We start from the raw sequence: 23,427 nt of genomic DNA, 5'->3' as shown, positions 1-23,427 counted from the left end.
AAAAAGAGAAGGGTACCTATCTCTCAAAGAGTTAAGTACCCTTCCAACTGTATTATTCTGATGTGCCGCCGTATACGGGTCCGTATGTACGGTGGCTGGAGGGGACAGGTAGCGAATTAATCGCTACCTTCCTACTCAATTATTCGCTTATCTGCAATGCCGGCGGCAACTACAACTACCCGTAAATAATAATGCGGGTGCTGGCATTGCAGTATTTATTGCACGAATTAATAAATGGAAAGGGAAGACGTATAAGTAATGCTAACGTTGCTGAACGTGGCATATCCCGTACTAGTGGTAATAGAGGTACCGTTAAAGGTAAATGTATGTGAACCGGGAGCGGAGGCATAAACATTAATAGTATAAGTGCCTGGGTCCAGCGGCCCGAAAGACCTGGATGTTCCTGCTTCCATGGTGGCGCTGAGCGGGGTAGGTCCATACAGGTAAAAAGAACTGTTGTCTGTAGTACCGTTAAATACATTCAGCCCAATGCTGAACTTTTTACTGGCATGTTGGGTTTCTGCCTGAATTTTTTGTTGCGGAAAAGCGCCCAGCAGGCACAGTAAGAAAAGGGTTACGAGTGTTTTCATAACTGGATTTTTTAATTTGAGGATAGCCGCAATTGCCCGGGTTTCACAAACAATATAACGATTTTGATCTATAAACGCAAGGCAGTATTTACTGCTGCGCAGGGATTAGCAGTATTACCACCATGTTTTGTTGTTGCGTTGTAATACTTAACTTTAATCCATATCTGTTTAATCATTAAACTCCATGAAAATAGCAACCTATAATGTCAACGGCGTAAACGGCCGCTTACCGGTGCTGCTCCGCTGGTTAAACGAAACAGCGCCGGATGTGGCTTGCTTACAGGAGCTGAAAGCTCCGCAGGAAAAGTTCCCGGAACAGGCCATTGCAGATGCAGGCTATGAAGCCATATGGCACGGGCAAAAAAGCTGGAACGGCGTAGCCATCCTGTCACGCATAGGAAAGCCCGTAGAGATCTGCCGCGTGCTGCCCGGCGATGCGGAAGATATGCATAGCCGTTATATCGAAGCTATGGTAAACGGCATTACCATCGGCTGCCTGTATTTACCCAATGGCAACCCTGCCCCGGGCCTTAAGTATGATTACAAGCTGAACTGGTTTGAGCGCCTGCACCAGCATGCAAAGCAGCTGCTGGCTAAGGGTACGCCTGTAGTGCTCACCGGCGATTACAACGTAATGCCTACTGAGATGGATGTATATAAACCCGAAAGCTGGAAGGATGATGCCCTCTTCAGGCCGGAGGTGCGCGAAGCTTTCAAAAACCTGGTTGACCAGGGCTGGACAGACGCTATCCGCAAGCTGTACCCCAATGAAAAGATCTATACTTTCTGGGATTATTTCCGCAATGCCTTTGCGCGTAATGCCGGGCTGCGTATAGACCACTTCCTGCTAAGCCCCCAGCTGGACGGGCGTTTGAAAGCCGGCGGCGTGGATAAGGACGTAAGAGGCTGGGAAAAATCCAGCGATCATGCGCCGGTATGGATCCAGCTGGCGGATTAAACCCGCTGCTCACCAGGGGCTTTCATCGCTTTCGCCGTTTATATCATTGCTGAAGTATTTACCGGTAGGGCCATCCGCGCCTGTCAGTGCATATTTTACGATGATCCTGGCCGCATTTTCCACGCTGCCGGTTCCGCGGTGCTGGTTAAAGTCCGTAGCGGTATAACCGGGATCTACTGCGTTTATCTTAAAAGCAGTGTCGCGCAGCTCATAGGCCAGCGCCACGGTATAAGCATTCAGCGCGGTTTTGGAAGGCCCGTAGGCAGCGCTTTTTATGGCGTAATATTTCCAGGCAGGATCGCTGTGCAGCGTAAGCGATGCCAGGCCGGAGGTTACATTTACAATGCGCGGTGCGCCCGATTTTTTCAGCAGCTCCATAAACGCCTGCGTAACATGAACAGCCCCAAAGAAGTTAGTGTTAAATACCTCATGCAGCACATCGGGGCTGATGGCAGAAGGCATTTGCTGGTAACCGCCCATAATACCTGCGTTGTTGATCAGTATGTCCAGCGATGAAATTTGCTTGCTGACCGTATCTTTTGCAGCTGCTACAGATGCAGGATCTGCTACGTTAATCTGTACAGCCTGTACCTGGCTGTAGCCTGCAGCCTTCAGTTGATCTGCTGCTGCCTCACCCTTTTTAATATCGCGGCTGCCCAGGAATACAAAATAACCCTGTGCGGCCAGCTGTTTTGCGGTTTCAAAGCCAATACTCTTGTTGGCGCCTGTGATAAGTACTGTTTGCATCTGTTGATCTTTATTTTTTAGCATTCAGATGGAACCTGCCATGATAAAATGAAGGTTTTATCATAGCCGTTCATATTACACTGCAAAATTATTTTTGCCTGTAATACCAAAACTGCACTTCACGCGGTTTCAATGGTAAATTTCGCGGATGGTGGTGCGGTACTGCACCGGTGTTTGGCCGGCCAGCCGTTTAAAGAACCTGTTGAAATAGGCCGCATCCTCAAATCCCAGGTTAAAAGCAACTTCTTTAATGGACTGGTCTGTGTGGAAAAGCAGGCGCCTGGCTTCCAGCATTATGCGTTCATGAATATGCACAATGGCCGGCTTGCCGCTTTGCTCCTTTACTACTTCGCTTAAATGCCCGGCAGAAATGTTCATCAGCTGCGCATAGGCGGCTACTTCGTGCATGTGGGTGTAGGCGCCTTCAATATGGGACAGGTATTTTTTCAGCACCTGCCGGTCCGGCGCACTATCCGTTCCGCTGAACTGTGCGGTGTATAAACGGCTTAAATAAATCAGCAGCACTTTTACATAGCTTACCAGCATGGTTTGCTGCCATTCATTGGCCGTATGGTATTCTGCGTATATCTTTCCCAGTATATCTTCCACAAAGGCCAGGTCTTTTTCATCCAGCTGCAGCTCGTGCCCGTTATAGGTGTTTTGGATAATGGGCAGGTTCTTTAGAAAATCGTTGCCGTCTGTTAGCAAAAATTCCCGCGTAAAGCTGAAAACAATACCGGTCATGGGATGGGCGGCTTCCTTCATGTGCACCTGGTAGGGAACCGTAAAGTAAAAGGTGTTTTCCTTCAGTACATACGGCTGCATGTCTATCCAATGCCGGCTGCGGCCCTGTTTTACAAAAGCAAAAAAGTAGTAGTCTTTCCGGTGCGGCGTCAGAAACTCTTCCGGCACATAGCTCACCGCAGCATCAATCCTGTTAATGCGGAAGAATTTATTGCCGGTTTTGCTGTCCGGCTCAAAAGGGTACTTTGGAATGGAGGTTTCTACAGTATAAAGCATACTATAAAATTACGCATAACCGTAAGAAAGTAACAGCGGTGATCAGATTATCCGCTAAATAGTACCCTGCGCGCCGGTATGGCACAGGCAGCGTACGGTACCGCTTACCAGGCAGGGCATGGCCGGGCGCAATAGGATGGAGGGACTACTGTAACCCCTGCATCATGCCCTGCGTGCCTTCGGACTCTCCTTTTATGTTTTTCCGCTTGAAAAGCGACATATCCATTTGGCCGAAGTGGTAAGCAATGTTCAGGCGCAGCATGGGAGGATCGTTCAGCCGGTGGCTGTTCTGTATATAAAAGCTGCTTTCGGAATATTGGTCGAACCGGCGGGTGCGGAAAATATCATTTACGCTAAAGGTAACCGACAGGGCATTGTTCTTTAAAAAACTCTTTTGTAAAGCCGCGTCTATCCCGTAGTTGGATTTAATATAACCCTGCGCTGCGCTTTGTGCCCCGCCGCCCGGGGGAGGAGGGCCGCCCGGCGCACGGCCGCTGTTGTTATTCACCGGCAGGTTGGTTTTGGACTGGTAGGTGCCTGACAGCTGCAGCTTAAAGTTTTTAGGCAGCTTAAAATTGCTGTTCATTTTGGCAAACCAGCTCCACATGGCGTCTTGTGATGTGCCAATAATATTATCGGTATTGATCCTTGAATTGTAGATGTTCACATTGGTATTAATATCCAGCCACTGCGTAAGTGTGTTTTGTGAAGTAAGCTCCGCGCCCAGGGAACGGCTGGAGTTGGCGTTCACATACGTGCTTACCGGGTGCTGAATGCCGGCAGCAGTGGTAACCGTGTCCAGGAAACGGGTAATCAGGTCGGTGGAATATTTATAATACACAGACGCCATAATGGTATTGTTACCCTTGAGCTGTTTGGAATAAGACGCTTCCACGGAATTGGTAAACTCCGGCTTCAGGCCTGCATTACCGCGGGTCCAGTTTAGCTGGTCGGTAGAGTCAATGAAAGGGATCAGCTGCATAAAAAACGGGCGGTTAATGCGCCGGGTATAGCTCAGCTGCACTTCCTGCTGGTGCTTCAGTTTCTGGCTCAGGAACACCGATGGGAAAAGGCTGATGGGATAGTTGTTTACAAACTGTTGTTTGGTATCGGTAAGTTCACCGGTATAGTCCGACCGTTCTGCGCGCAGCCCTACCTGGTAGCCGAAATCTTTAATAGCGCTGGTAACGGAAACATAGGCCGCATACACATTGTCTTTATTCTTATAATTGCTGGTGGCGGATGGCACCAGCTGATATTCCCCGCCGGCCGCATTATAATAATAGTTTTGCTGGTTGTTGCTCATCTTACGCAGCTGCACCCTGGCGCCGGCTTCCAGCTTGGAGCTGCCTTTAAAGGGCTTCACATAATCTGTTTGAATGGTAAAGAACTGGTTAGTGCCGCTGCCCAGTATTTTTTGCAGGGTATTGCCGGTGTGGGCGCCGCCTTCGGTAGCATAAACGTCTGTATTATACAAAGCGCTGTTGTTGCCTTTGCCGGAGAAAAAGGTGGCGTCTGCCGTCAGTTCTTCCCCTTGTTTGGGAAACTGGTATTTAAAACCGCCCTGCAGGCCGGTTGCGTTAAACGCCCGTTTATTGCTGGTGTTTCTCTGGCTGTAGCTGATGTGAGAGCCGCCTTCATAGGCGCTGTCGGCCTCCAGCATATCGGTGGGGCTCATGTTGCCATGTACTTTTATAGCGCCAATGGAAAGGGTGGTGCGGTTGGTAACAAAGTAATCGAGCCCCAGGCGGCCAAATAAGAAGCCGCCGCCCATACGGGTTTTATTTTCCTGGTTAACCAGCAGCGGATCGTTTGTTAAAAGGCTGCGTATATCGGTGGTGCCGGTATTGCGGTTCCTCATCTGGTTGCCAAAAGCAGCCAGTGAAAGGTTGATCTTATCCTGCCGTACATTCACGTTGGCGCCGCCATTTAACCCGCCGCGCTTGTCAATGCCCGCGCTCAGGTTGCCGTTATAGCCGCTTTTCTTATTCTTTTTCAGCACAATGTTCAGTATGCCCGCGTTGCCGCCCGAAGCATCGTATTTGGCTGATGGGTTGGTGATCACTTCCACGCTTTCTATTGCATCTGCCGGTATCTGGTCCAGTGTAAGGGTAGTAGGGCGGCCGTCAATATAAATTTGCGGTGTGGCGTTGCGCAGCGTAACATTGCCATCTATATCCACATTCACGGAAGGCACGTTCTTCATTACATCCACAGCAGTGCCGCCGGCGCTTACGATGTTTTGTGTAACATTAAACACCTTTTTGTCAATATCCATTTTCAGCGTAGGGGCGGTAGAGGTTACCACCACGCCGGCCAGCTGTTTGATGGTGGAGTGCAGGGTAATATTGCCGAGATCTTTATCAAAGTTGCCAGCCAGGGCGGCCATGTCCGGCGCCTGGCCTTTATTGGCGGGAGCGCCGCCGGCGGGCATTTTCGGCTGGAACGAAACGGTTTGCTGGTACTGCGCATACCCGATGGCCGATACGGCCAGCTTCAGCGGGCCCATTACCGGCAGGCCTTCCAGGCTAAAATCGCCGTTTGCCTGCGTGGTAACGCCTTTCACCAGTATATCTTTTCTTTTTTTGGTAGCGCTGTCAAACCGGTTCTGCAGTATCATTACAGAAGCATCCTGTATACCCCTGCCGGTGCTGTCTACCAGCTTTCCGTAAATATGGCCGATGCTGGGCGGCGCAGGCATTTTTCCTGCGCCCGGCCTGCCGGGTTGCTGGGCCGCAGCCGGTAATATAATGATAAGCACACCGGTTAAAAGTAGCAGTAATTGCTTCATACGATCTTTTTTGCTGGTAGAATGAAGCGTAAAATTAAAGGGTGTGCGGCGGTGGGTAACGGTAAATGAGATGAGTATCAAAAATACTGCGACGAAAACGCCGTGCGCAAGCTGCTGCCTTCAAAAAGGCGGTAAAACGCTCAGCCCGGCCGGCCGATGAGCTGGAAAAACTTTTCCCGGTAATTTTCACTGATGGGCAGCTCGCGGGCGCCCATGAAAACACTGTTCTTTCTTACAGCGGTAATAGCGGCAATGGCTACTATATACGATTTGTGAATGCGTGCAAACTGTAAGGCAGGCAGCTGCTCTTCAATGGTTTTAATGCTCATGCGGGTAACAACCGGCGCGGTGGTGCTTTTGAGGTGTATCTTAATATAATCCTTCAGTCCTTCAATCCACGTAATATCCGATTTCAGCACCTTCAGCAGGCTGTAATCCACGTTCACGAAAAAGTAATCCGGCGCCGGCTCGCCGCTGCCTTTGCTTCCGGTGCGCAGCTGCTGCAGCTCAAAGGCCTTATTACAGGCTTTGATAAAGCGGTCCAGCTCTACGGGCTTCAGCAGGTAATCCACTACGTTCAGGTTAAAACCTTCGAGCGCGTATTTTTCATATGCTGTGATCAGGATGAACATACAGGGCGAATGGCTGCTTTGTATCAGCTGCAGCCCGGTTAAGCCGGGCATTTGTATGTCAAGGAAAACCAGGTCAATGGCCTGTTCCTGCATCACTTTAACCGCCTCCAGCGGATCGCTGCAGGTAGCTACCAGCTGCAGGTACGGCACTTTGCGTATGTTGTCTTCCAGCAGCTCCAGCGCCAGCTCTTCATCGTCTATGGCAATACAGCGTAGCATTAATGCAGGTTAAGGTGAAGTAATATGGTAAAAACGCCATCCTTTTTATCAATCGTCAGCGTATGGTTGTTACCGTATGATAAGTTAAGGCGCCTCCTTACGTTCGCAAGGCCTATGCCGGCAGTTTTGTCTTTCGGCTCCTGCGCCCGGTCGTTATACCGGTTGCTCACGGAAAACTCCAGGCTGCCCGCCTGCACGGTTAAATGAACGGATATTTGCGCGTCGGGGATAAGGCCGGTGCCGTGCTTAAAGGCATTTTCCACGAATGGTATCAGCAGCATGGGCTCAATGGTATAGCCGTAATCCCGCTGCTGAATGCAGGCCGCTATCTTTACCTTTTTGCCAAAGCGCTGCCTTTGCAGCTCAATGTAGCTCTCCAGGTATTCTATCTCTTTTTCCAGCAGCACCTTGTCGGCATGCGTTTCATACAGCATGTAACGCAGCAGGGAGGAGAGCCTTATCAGCGAAGGCTCCAGCACGTCTGATTTCTTACGCGCAAGCGCCACCATGTTGTTCAGCACATTGAACATAAAATGCGGGCTTACCTGCGACCGTAAAAAAGCCAGCTCGGTGCGCAGGTGCTCGGTTTCCTGCTCTTTGGCGCGCTGCCGGGCCTCCATGCGGTCGCGGATCATCCGGAAAGCAGCGCTGGCAACAATAATAAAGATGAAAACAGGCAGGTTAAATACAAAGAAGTTCCATGTTTTATAGGTAAGCCCCGAGATCAGCAAGGTGAAAAAAAGATGGTCCCAGGCCAGCATGATGCACAGCGCTGCCATCAGCACCAGCATGTACCCGATATATTTTTTACGGTAAATAAGCTTTGGAATGAACAGGAAGGCATTGGCATAAAACAGCAGCATGCGCATGAGGTTATTCAGCAGGTGCAGGTAATGAAAGCCCCTGTCATCTATCAGCCGGTGCGGCCCTGCTTCGTCATCCATCACAGGGCGCAGCATGTAAGGGAATACAAAAAACAGGCCCCAGAAAAGAATGTGCAGGCACAGCACCACCCACTTTTTCGTATACCATTCATCATTCATGGCCGCAATATAACAGTTAGCGGTTAATGCGCGCAGCTTATGCGACGAAATTGAAAAATTCAGCGGTTAATAAAAAAAGCAGGCGGCTGCTGCTGCAAACCGCCTGCTGTTACTAACAGTGAAAAGGCTCAGGTTATGTAGGTTATCGCTTGTAATGTATCATTTTGCGGGTGCGTACCAGCAGCCGTTTGGTACCTACAGGCGCCTCATACTGCTGCTCCTGCGATTTCTGGTTGCTGTAAAATGAGATCAGGTCTTTGGAAGTGATCATTCCTATGGGATGGTCTGCTTCATCTGTTACCATCAGCTCATTCACGCCGTGTTGGCCCATCAGCTGCAGGCAGGTGCCCAGGTCGTCTGTTTCTTTTACAGCATATAATGAGAGGGCCCGGTCGTCTTCCGGTAATGGTTCCATTACTTCTTTTACAGTGGTATAGCGCAGCAGGTCCGGCTCATAGGTATCAGGCGTGCTGATGCCGCGGCGGCGGATCTTTTCTGTCATAATGCTGCCTTTCATCAGGAAAAAGGAAACAAAGTATGCGGCAATACATGCGCACAGCAAAGGAAGCAGCCCGTTAGGCTGTCCGGTTGTTTCCAGCGCAAATATGATAGAGGTGAGCAGTGCGCGGGAAGCGCCGGCAAACATGGCTGCCATGCCTACCAGTGCTGCGGTGGCCAGGGTGATGCCGGAAGCAGGGAAGATCTTCAATACTACCATGCCGGTTAAAGCGCCCAACGCGCCGCCTATGGTGAACAAGGGAGCCAGGGTACCGCCGGAGGTGCCGCTGCCCAGGGATATTACCCAGGAAATATATTTTAATATGCACAGGGATAACAGCATGGCCAGCGGTAAATGGCCGCTCAGCAGGTGCTGTATATTATCATAGCCCACCCCCATGGTGTACGGGGCAAAGTAACCTACCACGCCTACAGCAACAGCGCCGATAGCGGGCCACCACATCCAGTGTACCGGCAGCTTCTCAAACAGGTCTTCAACCGCGTAAACAGATTTAGATACCAGTGCGGCAACAACGCCTATAAATAATCCCATGGCAGTGTACACGATCAGCGCGCCGTCGGAAGGGGCGGTAATAGCGCCCATGGCAAATACCGGCTCATGGCCAAACAGCAGAATGTGCATGCCGGCGCCGGTAATGCAGGCCAGGGCCACAGGAATAATTGACCGGGCAGAGAACTCAAAAAGCAGCAGCTCAATAGCCAGCAGCACAGCGGCCAGCGGGCTGCCGAAAATGGCGGCCATACCTGCGCAGGCGCCTGCGCTCAGCATAATTTTACGTTCTGCGGCGGAAATGTGCATGATTTGCCCGGTAAAAGAGCCGAAGGCGCCGCCGGTGGCAATAATAGGACCTTCTGCCCCAAAGGGGCCGCCGGTGCCTATGGAAATAGCTGCAGACAGGGGTTTTAATAAGGTGATGAGTGGGGGAATCTTACTTTCGTCCAGTATGATCTTTTCCATTGCTTCCGGGATGCCGTGCCCGCGGATGGCCGCAGAGCCATATTTCGCCAGCAACCCTACAATAATGCTGCCCACAATGGGTATGGCAATTACAGCAATACCCAGGCTGTTTTCAGCAGGGCCGGCTCCTTCAAAGGAAAACTTGCCGTAAAAAGCAATGTTGGTAATAAGGTCAATGAGATAAACCAGCACTTTGGCAATTGCGCCGATAACAAGGGCGTTAATAATGGCCTGTATGCTTAAATAAAATACGCGCTTATCTACCATGCCAGGTACCTGTACCTGTTTTTTCCCCTGGATAGGGCTCATAGATGGCGCTAAAGGAATACTTTCGTCACGTTTTTTCATTATAGGTAAACTGATTTACGCTGCAAAAGTATTGCATTTGCAATATTATTTGTGAATAATTTTTATTTTTGTCGGATAAAATGTTGCGTAGGTAATATAATTAATGAGCTCGAAAACAACCTGTGACCTTTCTACCTGCCTTTTCTGCCAGGCCTGCATGCCCGCATGGAAGGAGCTGACGGCGCTGAAAAAGCAAACGCTCACTTTTAAAAAGGGAGAGCAGCTTTTTACCGAAGGCGAACCCGTGCATGCCATGTTCTTTACCTTATCCGGCGCAGTAAAAGTACATAAACAACAGGCAGATCAGAGGGAGCTTATCATTCGCCTGGCCACCGGCGGCGATGTAATCGGCATCCGCGGCTTTGGCGAAAACATTTTCCGTGTGTCCGCCACCGCGCTTGAACCCACCACGGTATGCTGCATACCGTATGACCACCTGCAAACCAGCCTGATGACCAACCCCACATTAAGCTACCGGCTCATGCAGCTGTATGCCACCGAGCTGCAAAGGGCAGAACAACGCATGAGCGACCTTGCCCACCTGGATGTAAAAGGTAAGGTGGCCGCATCCCTGCTGACATTAAAAAACACCTTTGGGGTAAACGAGAACGGCTTTATTAATATCAGCATATCCCGGCAGGACATTGCCTCTTACGCAGGCACCATTTATGAAACCGTGTTCAGGATATTTACGGAATGGATAAACGCCGGTATACTGGAAACAGCCGGCAAACACCTGCGGATATTGGACGAGCACCGCCTCAGCGCACTGGGAATTGCCGGGAACGGGCGTATGAAAACCTGATTTTTTCTTACCTTTGCGCAATCCCACCAAAAACAATACATTCAATGTGAGATATAATTTCTTTCAGGAAAAATAAACCGGGCCTGCTTACCAGGCTCCCGTAATTATTTACGCTACAAAGAAAGAAATTATGTTGCTGTTGCAAGGGGTTACCTACACCCATCCCAACCGGGAGGTATTATTTGCAGGTATAAATATCACCATTAACAAACAGGAAAAAATTGCCTTAATAGGCAATAACGGCGCTGGAAAATCTACCCTGCTGAAATTACTGGCCGGCGAGCTGCAGCCTTCCGGCGGGCAGGTAAAGGTTAGCCGGCCGCCTTATTATGTGCCGCAGCTTTTTGGCCAGCTGAATCACCTTACTGTTGCACAGGCGCTGGGCATTGCGGATAAGCTGCTGGCATTAAAAGCCATACTTGGCGGCCAGGTGACCGATGAAAACATGGCAGTGCTGGATGACGACTGGACCATTGAAGAGCGCTGCACCGCAGCTTTTGCCCACTGGCAGCTGCAGGATGTGGCGCTGCCGCAGCAAATGGGCACGCTCAGCGGCGGGCAAAAAACAAAAGTGCTGCTGGCAGGCATTATGATCCACCAGCCGGCCATTGTTTTGCTGGATGAGCCCAGCAACCACCTGGATGCGCAGGGCAGGCGCCTGTTATATGATTACATCAGCACCACCGGCAGCACGCTGGTAGTGGTAAGCCACGACAGAACCCTGTTAAACCTGCTGCATACCGTATATGAGCTGGGCGCCCATGGCATAACCGCCTATGGCGGCAACTACGATTTTTACCTGGAGCAGAAAAGCATTGAAAGCGATGCTTTGAACCAGGACCTGAAGAACAAGGAAAAGGCATTGCGCAAGGCAAAGGAAACAGAAAGGGAGTCGCTCGAACGCCAGCAAAAGCTGGATGCCCGCGGAAAAAAGAAGCAGGAAAAAGCAGGGCTGCCCACCATTTCCATGAACACATTCAGGAACAACGCGGAGAAAAGCACCGCACGCATGAAAGGCGTGCATGCGGAAAAAATAAACGCCATATCGCAGAAGCTGGACCAGCTGCGCAGGGAGTTGCCGGGTGCAGACAAAATGAAGCTGGACCTGGATAATTCCGCCCTGCATAAAGGCAAGCGCCTGGTAACGGCCGTTGATATAAACTTTGCATATGACGGTCGCCTGCTCTGGAAACAGGGCCTGCACTTTGAGATCAACAGCGGCGACCGTATTGCGGTAAAGGGACTGAACGGCTCGGGCAAAACCACCTTGATAAAAATGATCATGGGCGGGCTGCAGCCGGCCGCCGGCCGCATAAGCAGGGCTACCGCAAAAGTTATTTATATTGACCAGGACTATTCATTGATCAGCAATGCATGCAGTGTATATGAACAGGCGCAGGCATTTAATACAGGCGCGCTGCAGGAGCATGAGGTGAAAACGCGCCTGAACCGTTTTTTGTTTACACGTGAACATTGGGATAAACCCTGTACAGCGCTGAGCGGCGGCGAAAAAATGCGCTTAATGCTTTGCTGCCTGTCTATAAGCAGCCAGGCGCCCGACATGATTATACTGGATGAACCCACCAATAACCTGGACATACAGAATATAGAGATATTAACCGCCGCCATTAACGGGTACAAAGGAACGCTTATCGTAATATCCCATGATGCCTGGTTCCTGGAGCAGGTAAATGCAGCGCGGGCCATTGAGCTGGCATAGCCTGGGGGTTAGATATAATTTTATACATTCGCGGAATTTCCATATCTTATAAATGGAATCCGAATACGTGTTATGTCTAAACCTACATCGCCGCTGGCAATTATTGTAATCTATGCAGTCTGTGGTATCATTTGGGGCTTGGGTATGGAGCTGTTGGCTGCGCTGCTTGGCACGCGCGAACACCCGATGCTGCTGGACCAGCTGCTGAACCATAGAGAGATCATTTTTGTATTGTTATCCGCTATCCTTTTGTACAGGCTGTTCAAAAACAACGAACAAACATTACGGCAATCCAAACAGGCCTATATACGGATGTTTTCTGAAAACCCGCAGCCCATGTGGATCTATAACAAAGAGAATTTTCGCTTCCTGGAAGTGAATGATGCGGCTGTTCACCTCTACGGCTATACCCGGGAAGAGTTTATGAAGATGACCATCCTGGACATCCGCCCGGAAGAAGACGTTGCCAGGATTGTGGAGAACAAGGAAAAGCAAACCGCTGCAGGTTATAATGACTCAGGCATTTGGCGGCATTATAAAAAAGATGGCAGCCTGATGTATGTAAAAATTGAAGCGTTCACTATCACCTACGATAATAAAGCAACCGAAGTAATCAGCGTTGCCGATATAACTTCCCAGTACCTGGCAAAGGAGGCGCTGCAGCGGCAGGAACAGCTCCTGAAATCAATCATCAACAGCTCACAGGCCATGGTTTGGGCCGTAAATGCCCAGTGGCAGTTTATGGCCGTTAACCGGGTGTTCCAGGATAAGTGCGGCCTGCTTACCGGGCTGCAGGAGCCTTCTTTATTCTGGAAAACCCATTATGAGAAAAGCTTGCAGGGCGAAAAAAACTTGGTCGAAATTCACAATGAAACTGCAGAGGAGGAATGGAAGTATATTGAAGTTTCCTTTGATCCTATTTTCCAGAATGGAAACATTACCGGCGTGGTGTGCCTGGCCCGGGATATTTCGGGAAAAAAGCAGCAGGAGATCAACCTCAGGAAGGCGCTGGAGCGGTATGATATTGTTACAATGGCCACCAACGACGCCATATGGGATTTTGACCTGCACAGCAATAAAATAATCTGGAACGACAATGCCATACATTTCTTCGGGTTCAGCAACCGGGAGGAAGATGTGGATTTCTGGATTAAACGTATACACCCCGACGATGAAGCACTGGCTACGGAAAGCGTGTACCAGGCGGTAAAGGAAGGCCGGAACCAGTGGCAGGGTAAATACCGGCTAAAGGATATAAATGGACAGTACCGGCATGTTATTTCACGTGGATATATTGTTTACAACGAGAAAGGAGAACCCGCGCGCATGATAGGCGCCCTGCAGGATGTTGAAGACATTACCGTGAAGAATGAAGAGATCCGGCGGCTTTCACTGGTGGCCAGTATGGCCGATAACCCTGTGCTTATTACAGACCGCCAGGGATGCATTGAGTGGGTGAACAAAAGTTTTGAAGACCTTACCGGTTATGCCCTGGAAGATGTTAAAGGACTGAAACCCCATACTTTTCTGCATGGGGAAGATACCAACCAGGACACTGCGCAGGAAATCCGCGACAAATTAGAAGCATTACAGCCCTGCGTGGTGGAAATACTGAACTATACCAGCACCGGTAAGCCCTATTGGGTGCTCATTGATATTACACCCATTACGGATGCTTCGGGGCAAATAGAAAGACACATCGTTATTCAAACCAACATTACCGAAAAAAAGAAAATAGTACAGCAGCTGGAAGAAAAAAACCGGCTGCTGACGGACATTGCTTTTATCAGCTCTCACCGGCTGCGTATGCCCGTGGCGTCCATACTCGGCATATTTGCGCAGTTTGATAAGGAAAACCTGGCCAGCCCCAATAACCGGCTCTTTCTTGATTACATTGAAAAGCTGGCTAATGACCTGGATGGCATGCTGCACGAAATGGCCGATAAGTGTAACCAGATTTATGGGGCAGATAAGCCGGAAGACAGCGAGTAGGCTTCTGGCATAACGGCCTCCATCAGTTTAAACGTTGCTTTCAAACAATTAATACCATAGCATTGATAATATTTGAAACAGGAAATTTACTCGTAAGGCCGTTCACCGTTAAAGATGCCGACAGCTTTTTTCTGATTAACAGCAATGAGCAGGTAATGCGTTATATACGGCCGGTAAAGTCGCGGCAAAACAGCAATGTTTTTCTAACCGAAAACATCCTGCATTATGAGGCCTACCCGGGCACGGGCAGATGGGCCGTGGTGGAAAAGAGCAGCAACAGCATTATTGGCATGTTCTCTTTGCTGTTCCTGGAACAGGGTACCGCCAAATTACATATTGGATATGCTTTATTACCCGGTTACTGGAATAAAGGCTATGCTACGGTGTTATTGAAAGCCGGCACCGCGCGCTTTTCAGAGGACCATCCCAACGAAATATTATACGCCATTACGCGAAAGGAAAATATTGCGTCGGAAAAAGTATTATTGAAATGCGGATTTGAGCTGGCCGGGGAGTACAAAGAAAATGAAAACCTTTGGAAGATGAAGCCCCTGCACGCCGGCAGGGACTTTTAATTTTTATATTAGTGCTATTATCTAACGGAGACCAACATATCTTAGTATGACACACCGGCGGCATCTTTCATTCGGATATATTGTAAGCACCACCAGCCTCGCATTTGTAGTATCTCAGCTGGATGTTTCTATTGTGAACATTGCCTTGCCTGCAATGGCAAAGGCCTTTTCAGCAGGTATCAGTGAGCTGCAGTGGGTGGCCGATGCCTATACCGTTGCATTTGCCGCGCTCATGCTGTCGGCAGGCGGCCTGAGCGACCGCCTGGGCTCCAAACGTATTTTCCAGCTTGGGTTGCTGTTGTTCGGCATTGCCTCTACCGGGTGCGGACTTGCCTGGAGCGCCGGCAGCCTTATTGCTTTCCGCGCCTTGCAGGGCATGGGAGCGGCCACTATGATCCCCAGCTCGCTTTCCATCCTTAACCAGGCATTTGCGCATGAACCGGACCAACGCGCGCATGCCGTGGCGCTATGGACAATGGCCGGCGGTATTTCCATTGCCGCAGGGCCAATACTCGGCGGGCTTTTCCTGCACATCAGCAGCTGGCGCATGATCTTTTTCGTGAACATTCCCATTTGCCTGGCGGGCGTGCTGCTGGCCGCCAAAATACAGGATGGTGAATTACATCCCAACCGTGGGCTGGATATTACCGGCCAGCTGGTATGGATGCTGGCCCTTACTGCTTTTATTGCCGGCATTATTGAGTGGCAGGCGCCGGGCATCCGGCGCTCGGTAGTAATGGCTGCGCTTGTGCTTAGCGTGCTGTTGCTGCTGCTGTTCCTGCGCATCGAAAAACGTGCGCGGTCGCCCATACTGCCCCTGGACCTTTTTCGTATACCCGTATTCAATGTATTGCTGCTGCTGGGCGTTATTGTAAACAACGCCTATTACGGCACCGTGTTTGTGCTGAGCCTCTACCTGCAAAATACGCTGCATTACACGTCCATACACGCCGGCCTGGCGTTTCTGCCGCTTACAGGCGGTTTTGTTGTTTCCAACTTCATCAGCGGCAGGCTAATGGCCGCTTACGGCATCCGGCTGCCGCTGCTGGGCGGCGCTTTGCTGGCGGCAGTAGGTTATGCCGGTTTACTGTTGGCTGGTACCGCCACGCCTTACTGGCAATTGTTTATTCCTTTTGTGATTATTCCCATGGGCATGGGCATTGCTGTGCCGGCCATGACTACCGGCATTCTTTCCAGCGTGGAAAAAAGCAGGAGCGGAACAGCGTCGGCCGTTCTCAATACCATCCGGCAGGCAGCAGGCGCCATGGGCGTGGCGGTTTTTGGCGCTATGGCCAACGGCGGACCGCGCAACATTGCCTGGGCTGCCCGCATCAGCGGACTGATTTCCTGCGGCAGCCTGCTGCTGGCGGCCGTGCTCATTGGCCGCTATATCCGTAAATCTCAAAACAGCATATGATTAATATCATCCTTTATCAGGATTAATATCATCCTTCATTAAAATCATATGAAGTAGTTTAATCCCCGGATTGAGTAACTTACTCAAACGCGTGCACGATATTTATAATCGCAACGAACAATCAGCACAGGCCGTTGTTTATTGTTCTTAAAACAGTGACCGTCCATGCAAACGATCCAACAGCTGCCCAAACCGGGCCAGCCGCAGGAAACCACCCTGCAGAATTTCTTTCCCGGTTATTTTGCGCTGGTAATGGCTACCGGTATCGTGTCTATTGGCTTGCAGCTATGGCAGTACCACAGCCTGGCCATGGTGTTGCTGGTGGTGAATGTTTGTTTTTACCTGGTGCTGCTGGCCATCCTGGCAATGCGCATACGGAAATTTCCCCGCCTGGTATGGGCCGACCTGCATCATCCGGCCAGGGGCGTTACCTTTCTCACCCTGGTAGCAGGCACCAATATACTGGGCAGTCAGCTGGTTATTATCCTCAACAGGGGCCTGTGGGCATTGTGTGTGTGGATAGCGGGGTTTGCGCTGTGGTTGTTGCTGCTGTACACTTTTTTCCTGTTCAATATTTTAAAGGAGCCAAAGCCCAGCTTTGAGCAAAGCATCAGCGGGGCATGGTTGCTGATAGTAGTATCTACAGAGTCGGTAGCCGTGCTGGGCGCATTAATTGCGCATTACTCGCATTACATTGCATTCATTGCCTTATGTACCTATATGATCGGCGGCATGCTGTATTTTGTGCTTATTGGCCTTATACTGTACCGCTGGCTTTTCATTAGCATGAAGGCCGAGCTGCTTACGCCGCCATATTGGATTAATATGGGGGCAGTAGCCATTACCGCATTGGCCGGCTCCCGGCTGGTAATGTACGGGCATTCTCATCCTGTGCTGGCGCACTGGACCTATTTCGTGGAAACATTTACCATGTTCTTTTGGGCCTTTGCCAGCTGGTGGGTGCCCTTGCTGTTCCTGCTGTTTTTTTACCGGCATTTTATTGTAAAAGTACCCCTGCAGTACGACCCGCAATATTGGTCAATGGTGTTTCCGTTGGGCATGTATGGCGTGTGTACGTTTAATTACGCCAGGATCACCGGTTTTGATTTTATCATACCGGTATCAGGGCTTTTTGTGCTGGTTGGGGTGCTTACCTGGATCATTGTATTAATCGGGCTGCTGATAGAAATAGCACAGCGCATCAGCCGCCGGAAAACGTAATGAACAATTTGGCCGCTAAATTGTTCTTGTGATACCGACAAAACCGTTTTATATACGCAATGCTGACTAACATGCTCTCAATGCTCACTAGCCTGAACCGGAAAGCCTTTATTCAAGCCTTTTTTGCCATGTTGCTGGCCGTTGTTCTCACTTTCATCGGCTCCCGGCGTTTACAGAATTTCGACCCCGCCCTTACCGGTTACCTGATCGGTACCCTGTTTGCGGTTTTCGGCGTGGTGTACCGTTACAGCGTATGGCTGCAGCGGCCGCCCACCCGTTTGTATTACCGGCGTACCTGGCAGCTGCTTTTCCGCTCAGGGCATTTCCTGGAATATTTTACCCGGTTTGTACGTGAGCTGTTCGTTAATATCGGTTTCCAGCGCTTTATTTATCCGCGGGGCCGCAGCCGCTGGGTAGGTCATTTTATGCTGGCCACCGGCTGCATGCTGGCATTTGCCATCACCGTACCGTTAACGCTGGGATGGATTTATTTTACCATGAACCCGAACACCAGTATAGATCCGGCTGCCTCAAAATATTATGAAGTATACGTGTTTGGTTGGAAGATCATGCAGTTCAGGCTGCACTCCGTGCTGGCCGCATTGATCTTCAATGCCCTCAGCTGGTGCTCCATACTGGTTATCATTGGCGTGGCGGTGTTTTTAAGAAGGCGGGTTACCAAAGGAGGGCTGATCGCTTCCCAAAGCTTCAGCGGCGATCTGCTGCCCTTGCTGCTGTTACTCACCGTAGCGGTTACAGGTTTGGGTATTACGCTGGATTATCACTATCTCAAAGGCATCTCTTATAACTTTATGACCATTACGCATGCCATTTCAGTAATTATGTTCCTGGTATGGATCCCTTTTGGCAAATTTTTTCACATCATTCAAAGGCCCGCGCAAATAGGCGCGCATATTTACCGGGAGGAAGGGGAGCGGAACGGTATGGCCATTTGTCCGCATACCGGCAAGGCGTTTACTTCACAGATGCATGTGAACGATCTTAAAGAAGTAACCAAAGAGCTGGGGTTTGACTTTACGCTGGAGAACGGCGCCTCGCACCTGGATTACAGTCCCGAAGGCAAGCGTGATGCCCTTGCAATGGCCCACCTCCGCGCAAGAAGCGCCGGCGGGCATTTATTCGGATAATACAATAGCTTTTTAAAACAGATAATGAACGTTCATGGCTAAACTACCAGTACCGGCAGAACAGATCATTCAAAACTTCGGTCCGCATTTGAACTATGCGCCGAAGGAAGGTTTTTATGGAAAGGACGAACCCGATAAAGTAGTGAAAACGCATTGCTGCTTCTGCGGTATGCAATGCGGCATTAAGCTGCTGGTCAAAGATAACCGGGTGGTAGGGTTTGATCCCTGGATGGAGTTCCCTTTTAATGAAGGCCGGCTGTGCCCCAAAGGCGTGCAGCGTTACCTGCAGAATAACCACCCCGACCGCCTGCTGCACCCTGTGAAAAGAGTGGAAGGAAAAGGTTTTGAGCCTGCAGGGTGGGAAGAGGCCATGAGCACCACCATCAGCGAAATACAACGTATACAGCAAACCTATGGTAAAGATGCGTTCTCTGTGCTCTCCGGCGTATCGCTCACCAATGAAAAAAGCTACCTGATGGGCAAACTGGCCCGCGTAGCCCTGCAAACAAAAAATCTCGATTATAACGGCCGCCTTTGCATGGTAAGCGCCGGCGCAGGCAATAAAAAAGCGTTTGGCCTTGACCGTGCCTCCAATACCTATGCCGATCTTAAACATGCGGAAGTGATACTCATCGCGGGCGCCAATGTGAGTGAAACTTTTCCCACCTTAACACACTGGATATGGCAGGCCAGGGATAACGGCGCAAAGCTGATTATTGTAGACCCGCGGGTTACGCCCATTGCCCGCACAGCCGATGTGCACCTGGATGTAAGGCCCGGTACCGACTCGGCCCTTTATGGCGCCATGCTCAACTACCTGGTGCAGCACGATCTGCTGGATCACGACTTCATTAACCAGTACACAAGCGGCTTTGCAGATAGCATGGAAGCCGTAAAAGATTACTCACTGGAATGGGCATCTGCCGTTACCGGCATCTCAGTAGAAAAGATCAGGCAGGCGGCAGAGCTGTGGGGCCGCGCCAAAACCAGCTTCCTGCTGCATGCGCGCGGCATAGAGCATCACACCAAAGGCGTGGAGAATGTGTCGGCCTGTATTAACCTGGTGCTGGCCACCGGCCGTATCGGCCGGCCGTATTGCGGCTATGGCACCATTACCGGCCAGGGCAACGGGCAGGGAGGGCGCGAGCATGGGCATAAATGCGACCAGCTGCCCGGCAACCGCGATATTACCAATCCTGAACACCGCAAATATATTGCAGGCGTATGGGGCATTGAGGAAAGCGTGTTACCCGGTAAAGGCTATACGGCATATGAGCTCATAGAAGCCATACACAGGGGAGAAGTAAAAGGGCTGCTGTCTATTTGCTTTAACCCGCTGGTATCGCTGCCCAACAACCAGTTTGTAAGGGAAGCGCTGGAAAAGCTGGAGTTTTATGTAGCCATCGACTTTTTCCTGAGCGAAACGGCCAGGCATGCCGATATAGTGCTGGCCGGCTCCCTGCATGAAGAGGAAGACGGTACCGTTACTACCGCTGAGGGACGCGTGACCCGCATCCGGGAAGCCGTTACCCCGCCCGGCGAAGCCAGGAAAGACACGGATATAATACTGGAAATTGCCCGCCGCCTGGGCGCGGGAGATAAGTTCAATTTCAGCAGCAGCGAAGATATATTCAATGAGCTGCGCGTGGCATCCAAAGGCGGTACGGCAGATTATTATGGTATCACGTATGAAAAAATAGAGCAGCACATGGGCGTTTTCTGGCCCTGTCCTGCACTGGATCACCCGGGCACGCCCCGCTTGTGGGAAGACCGCAAATTTGCAACCCCCGACGGTAAAGCGCACTTTGTTCCCGTGAGCTACCGCGAGCCTGCGGAAGTTACCGACCAGGATTATCCCGTAGTATTAACAACAGGCCGCGTGGTATCGCAGTACCTGAGCGGCACCCAAACCCGCCGCATTGGCAAGCTGGTAGATCAATACCCCGAACCGTTACTGGAAGTGCATCCTGAAATGGCCGTCCGCTACGGCATTGCCCAGGGCGAGCTGGTACGGGTGATCACCCGCCGCGGAGCAGCCGACTTTCACGCCAACATAGTAGAAACCATCCGGAAAGATACGGTGTTCATACCCTATCACTGGCCGGGTAAAAAATCCGCCAACCAGCTTACTATCGGTACGCTCGATCCTGTATCTAAAATACCGGAATTTAAAGTTTGCGCCTGCAGGCTGGAGCCGCAGGGCAGGCAAAGCATAGGCGTTGCAGACAGCAATGCTTACGCCAGCGATTAAAGCACACATTTAAAAGCAGCATATGGAAGCGAATACTTATTATCAGACAGACCAGGAGTTTTTTGTAGACATGCAGCGTTGCATTGGCTGCCATGCCTGTGAAATGGCCTGTGCGGAGTGCGAAACCAACGGCCAGCAATCCATGATACATGTGAATTATGTAGACAGGGCCTACACCATACAAACCACCGTGCAGGTATGCATGCACTGCGAAAATCCGGTGTGCGCGCAGGTATGCCCCGCAGATGCCATTGCGAAAGACGAGTTCGGGGTGGTGCACACCGCCAATACCTCCCGCTGCATTGGCTGCTCCAACTGTGTAATGGCCTGCCCTTTCGGTGTGCCAAAGAAAGAGGAGCAGTACGACCTGATGATGAAGTGCAATATGTGCTACGACAGAACCAGCGCGGGCAAAAAACCTATGTGCGCTACCGTTTGCCCCAGCCAGGCTTTGTACTATGGCACCCGCGAAGAGATCAGGGCCATGCGTCCCAACAGCGACCCGGTGAATACGTTCATCTTTGGCCGGGAAACGGTAAAAACAAAAGTAAATATTATGATGCCCAAAGGCAGCACATTCCTGAAAGTTCATTAACAGCATATCAATATGGCACAACAGGATAATACACCGGATTGGAAAATAGACTTTCCCTATAGCACCGTGGAAACATTGCAGGTGTCCAGGAGGCAGTTTGCAAAGTTCCTTTGCCTGGTATCAGGCGGTTTAATGGCAGGCAGCGGGCTGGTGGCGATAAAATCATCCTTTTTCCCGGAACGGAAAGTAGAAGGGGAACATTTTGTTTGTAATACCGCCGCCTTGCCCGTAGGCGGCACACGCTCCTTTACCCTGCCGGGCAGCACGGTGCCGTATATACTCATTCACCTGGAAAACGATGAGTGGAGGGCGTATGAGCAAAAATGCACGCATTTATCCTGCGCGGTATTTTATAAACCGGGCACCGGCCGTATTGAGTGCCCCTGCCACAACGGCTGGTTCGATGCGCTCACCGGTGAGGTGGTACAGGGCCCGCCGCCCCGTCCATTGCCCGCGCTTAATGTGATCGTAAAAGGAGATGCAGTATACGTAACCGGGCAGCAACCTGCCTGATAAACCTGTAACGATGAGTAATTTCAGAGGCGCCCATGAAAAGGCGCATCCCAACAAATCCAATACACTGCTGCTGGCTATTATCACCCTGCTGGTGCTGATTGTATCAATGCAGATATGGCTGTTGTACACGGGTTTAAATAATGCGTTATCGCAGCACCCGGATATTGCCTGGATAACGTTTATAGTTTCGTTTGTGCTGTTTGTGGCGGCATTGGGATTGTTATATTACCTGCCGGAGCGGAAGTAAGGTAACTATTTCAAAGGCAGGCTTTTTGCAGCATCCGGGATATGGCCTCATCTAAATTGCCGTTATACAGCGCCCTCGCAGCGAATTTGCTGATTGCCGCCACCAAGTTTATTGCCGCCGGCGTTACAGGAAGCTCGGCCATGGTGTCTGAAGGAATACATTCAATAGTAGATACATTGAATGAGATTTTGCTGCTGCTGGGCATCCGGCGCAGTAAAAAAGCACCCGATAAAAAGCGCCCGTTTGGCTATGGGAAAGAACTGTATTTCTGGTCATTCATCGTATCTATACTTATTTTCGGCGTGGGGGGCGGTATTTCTTTTTATGAGGGAGTTACACATATCCGGCATCCTGTACATATTACAAACCCGCTATGGAATTATATTGTACTGGGAGCCGCGTTGTTATTTGACGGCATTTCCTTCATTATTGCCCTTACCAATTTTAACAGGATGCGGGGAGATGTGCCTTTCTGGCCGGCAGTAAGGAAAAGTAAAGATCCATCCACTTTTGTGGTGCTGTTTGAAGACGCAGCAGATGTAATGGGCTTGCTGGTAGCGTTGGCAGGCGTTTATTTTGGGCACCGGCTCAACGCGCCCTACCTCGATGGCATTGCATCCATCATTATCGGGTTAGTGCTTACGGCAGTATCTGTGGTGCTAACCCGGGAAAGCCGCAGCCTGTTAATGGGCGAAACCGCTTCGGCGCAGGTGCTGGATGAAGTGGTGCAGATAACAAAGGCCGATCCGGCCATCCGGGATGTACAATGGCCGCTGTCCATGTATCTCGGGCCGGAGGAAATTATCCTGGTGCTGCAGGTAACTTTCCGGGAAGATCTTTCCACGTTGTCCATCGTGGAAGCATCAGCGCGTATCAAAAGTTCCATAAACGGAAAGTTCTCCTACTTCAAGCAAATTTTTGTGGAGCCGCAAGGCCCCTTTTCCTGATTACATAAGTTGTGTATATTTAAGAGATACCCCGGCTGCAGAAATGTGCAGCATAAAACCAGGGAATGTTGGCCTATGAGATTAAGCTTTTCTATTGCAACGCTTCTTTTCCAGGAATATAAACAGTCAGTTATGGATGAGCATTCCCATCCATAACTCCTGCTTATA

20 protein-coding genes are annotated in these 23,427 nt (G+C 50.5%); 13 read left to right on the top strand and 7 right to left on the bottom strand.

The genetic code is table 11. The annotated features are described in order from the left end of the window. Positions 1-227 precede the first annotated feature (227 nt). A complete protein-coding gene (locus VFS25_RS02085; RefSeq protein ID WP_326460451.1) occupies positions 228-590 on the bottom strand; it encodes a hypothetical protein in 363 nt (120 codons plus the stop codon). A gap of 184 nt (positions 591-774) precedes the next feature. Here VFS25_RS02085 and xth point away from each other — a divergent pair, with 184 nt between their 5' ends. Beyond that, the gene (gene xth, locus VFS25_RS02080) at positions 775-1,548 is read left to right on the top strand and encodes an exodeoxyribonuclease III (protein WP_326460450.1); all 774 of its coding nucleotides are present in this window, start codon (positions 775-777) and stop codon (positions 1,546-1,548) included. 9 nt (positions 1,549-1,557) lie between these two features. Here the strand turns inward: xth and VFS25_RS02075 are convergent, their stop codons facing one another. From VFS25_RS02075 to VFS25_RS02050, 6 genes are all read right to left on the bottom strand, one after another. Continuing rightward, positions 1,558-2,295, bottom strand: coding sequence for an SDR family oxidoreductase (locus tag VFS25_RS02075; protein WP_326460449.1), 738 nt, complete (start codon positions 2,293-2,295; stop codon positions 1,558-1,560). 129 nt (positions 2,296-2,424) lie between these two features. Next, positions 2,425-3,315 carry a helix-turn-helix domain-containing protein gene (locus VFS25_RS02070; protein ID WP_326460448.1) on the bottom strand — a complete coding sequence of 297 codons (891 nt, stop codon included), beginning with the start codon at positions 3,313-3,315 and terminating at the stop codon, positions 2,425-2,427. A 145-nt stretch (positions 3,316-3,460) separates the two neighbouring features. Then, positions 3,461-6,106 carry a TonB-dependent receptor gene (locus tag VFS25_RS02065; protein ID WP_326460447.1) on the bottom strand — a complete coding sequence of 882 codons (2,646 nt, stop codon included), beginning with the start codon at positions 6,104-6,106 and terminating at the stop codon, positions 3,461-3,463. A 140-nt stretch (positions 6,107-6,246) separates the two neighbouring features. Next, a complete protein-coding gene (locus VFS25_RS02060; protein WP_326460446.1) occupies positions 6,247-6,957 on the bottom strand; it encodes a LytTR family DNA-binding domain-containing protein in 711 nt (236 codons plus the stop codon). Next, positions 6,957-8,000, bottom strand: a complete 1,044-nt coding sequence (locus tag VFS25_RS02055; protein WP_326460445.1) for a sensor histidine kinase — start codon at positions 7,998-8,000, stop codon at positions 6,957-6,959. The genes VFS25_RS02060 and VFS25_RS02055 overlap by 1 nt, the downstream gene beginning before the upstream one ends. Positions 8,001-8,142: 142 nt before the next feature. Next, positions 8,143-9,825, bottom strand: coding sequence for a chloride channel protein (locus VFS25_RS02050; protein WP_326460444.1), 1,683 nt, complete (start codon positions 9,823-9,825; stop codon positions 8,143-8,145). 103 nt (positions 9,826-9,928) lie between these two features. On the opposite strand from VFS25_RS02050, the gene VFS25_RS02045 reads away from it, so the two are divergent. From VFS25_RS02045 to VFS25_RS01990, 12 genes are all read left to right on the top strand, one after another. Then, entirely contained in the window at positions 9,929-10,630 is a 702-nt protein-coding gene (locus VFS25_RS02045; RefSeq protein WP_326460443.1) for a Crp/Fnr family transcriptional regulator, read from the top strand. A gap of 130 nt (positions 10,631-10,760) precedes the next feature. Next, positions 10,761-12,350, top strand: a complete 1,590-nt coding sequence (gene abc-f / locus VFS25_RS02040; RefSeq protein WP_326460442.1) for a ribosomal protection-like ABC-F family protein — start codon at positions 10,761-10,763, stop codon at positions 12,348-12,350. 72 nt (positions 12,351-12,422) lie between these two features. Beyond that, positions 12,423-14,342, top strand: a complete 1,920-nt coding sequence (locus VFS25_RS02035; RefSeq protein WP_326460441.1) for a PAS domain S-box protein — start codon at positions 12,423-12,425, stop codon at positions 14,340-14,342. Positions 14,343-14,404: 62 nt separating this feature from the next. Next, positions 14,405-14,917: a GNAT family N-acetyltransferase gene (locus VFS25_RS02030; RefSeq protein ID WP_326460440.1), complete on the top strand. Its 513-nt coding sequence runs from the start codon at positions 14,405-14,407 to the stop codon at positions 14,915-14,917. Positions 14,918-14,963: 46 nt separating this feature from the next. Then, on the top strand, positions 14,964-16,334 hold the full coding sequence (locus tag VFS25_RS02025; protein ID WP_326460439.1) for an MFS transporter: 1,371 nt from the start codon (positions 14,964-14,966) through the stop codon (positions 16,332-16,334). Between the two features lie 165 nt (positions 16,335-16,499). Next, positions 16,500-17,555, top strand: a complete 1,056-nt coding sequence (locus VFS25_RS02020) for a tellurite resistance/C4-dicarboxylate transporter family protein (protein WP_326460438.1) — start codon at positions 16,500-16,502, stop codon at positions 17,553-17,555. Between the two features lie 59 nt (positions 17,556-17,614). Continuing rightward, positions 17,615-18,703, top strand: coding sequence for a hypothetical protein (locus VFS25_RS02015; protein WP_326460437.1), 1,089 nt, complete (start codon positions 17,615-17,617; stop codon positions 18,701-18,703). A 34-nt stretch (positions 18,704-18,737) separates the two neighbouring features. Continuing rightward, the gene (locus VFS25_RS02010; RefSeq protein ID WP_326460436.1) at positions 18,738-20,954 is read left to right on the top strand and encodes a molybdopterin oxidoreductase family protein; all 2,217 of its coding nucleotides are present in this window, start codon (positions 18,738-18,740) and stop codon (positions 20,952-20,954) included. A 22-nt stretch (positions 20,955-20,976) separates the two neighbouring features. Further along, positions 20,977-21,549, top strand: coding sequence for a 4Fe-4S dicluster domain-containing protein (locus VFS25_RS02005; RefSeq protein WP_326460435.1), 573 nt, complete (start codon positions 20,977-20,979; stop codon positions 21,547-21,549). Between the two features lie 12 nt (positions 21,550-21,561). Further along, on the top strand, positions 21,562-22,062 hold the full coding sequence (locus VFS25_RS02000) for a Rieske (2Fe-2S) protein (protein ID WP_326460434.1): 501 nt from the start codon (positions 21,562-21,564) through the stop codon (positions 22,060-22,062). A 13-nt stretch (positions 22,063-22,075) separates the two neighbouring features. Then, positions 22,076-22,312 (top strand): DUF6755 family protein, encoded by a 237-nt coding sequence (locus VFS25_RS01995; protein WP_326460433.1) that lies wholly within the window; start codon positions 22,076-22,078, stop codon positions 22,310-22,312. 41 nt (positions 22,313-22,353) lie between these two features. Next, entirely contained in the window at positions 22,354-23,259 is a 906-nt protein-coding gene (locus tag VFS25_RS01990; RefSeq protein WP_326460432.1) for a cation diffusion facilitator family transporter, read from the top strand. Positions 23,260-23,427 lie beyond the last annotated feature (168 nt).

Source organism: Chitinophaga sp., assembly GCF_035761305.1.
In the GTDB taxonomy this organism is placed as follows: Bacteria; Bacteroidota; Bacteroidia; order Chitinophagales; family Chitinophagaceae; genus Chitinophaga.
Note: the sequence above shows the minus strand (reverse complement) of the source record. Positions and strands in the feature narration are given on the sequence as shown.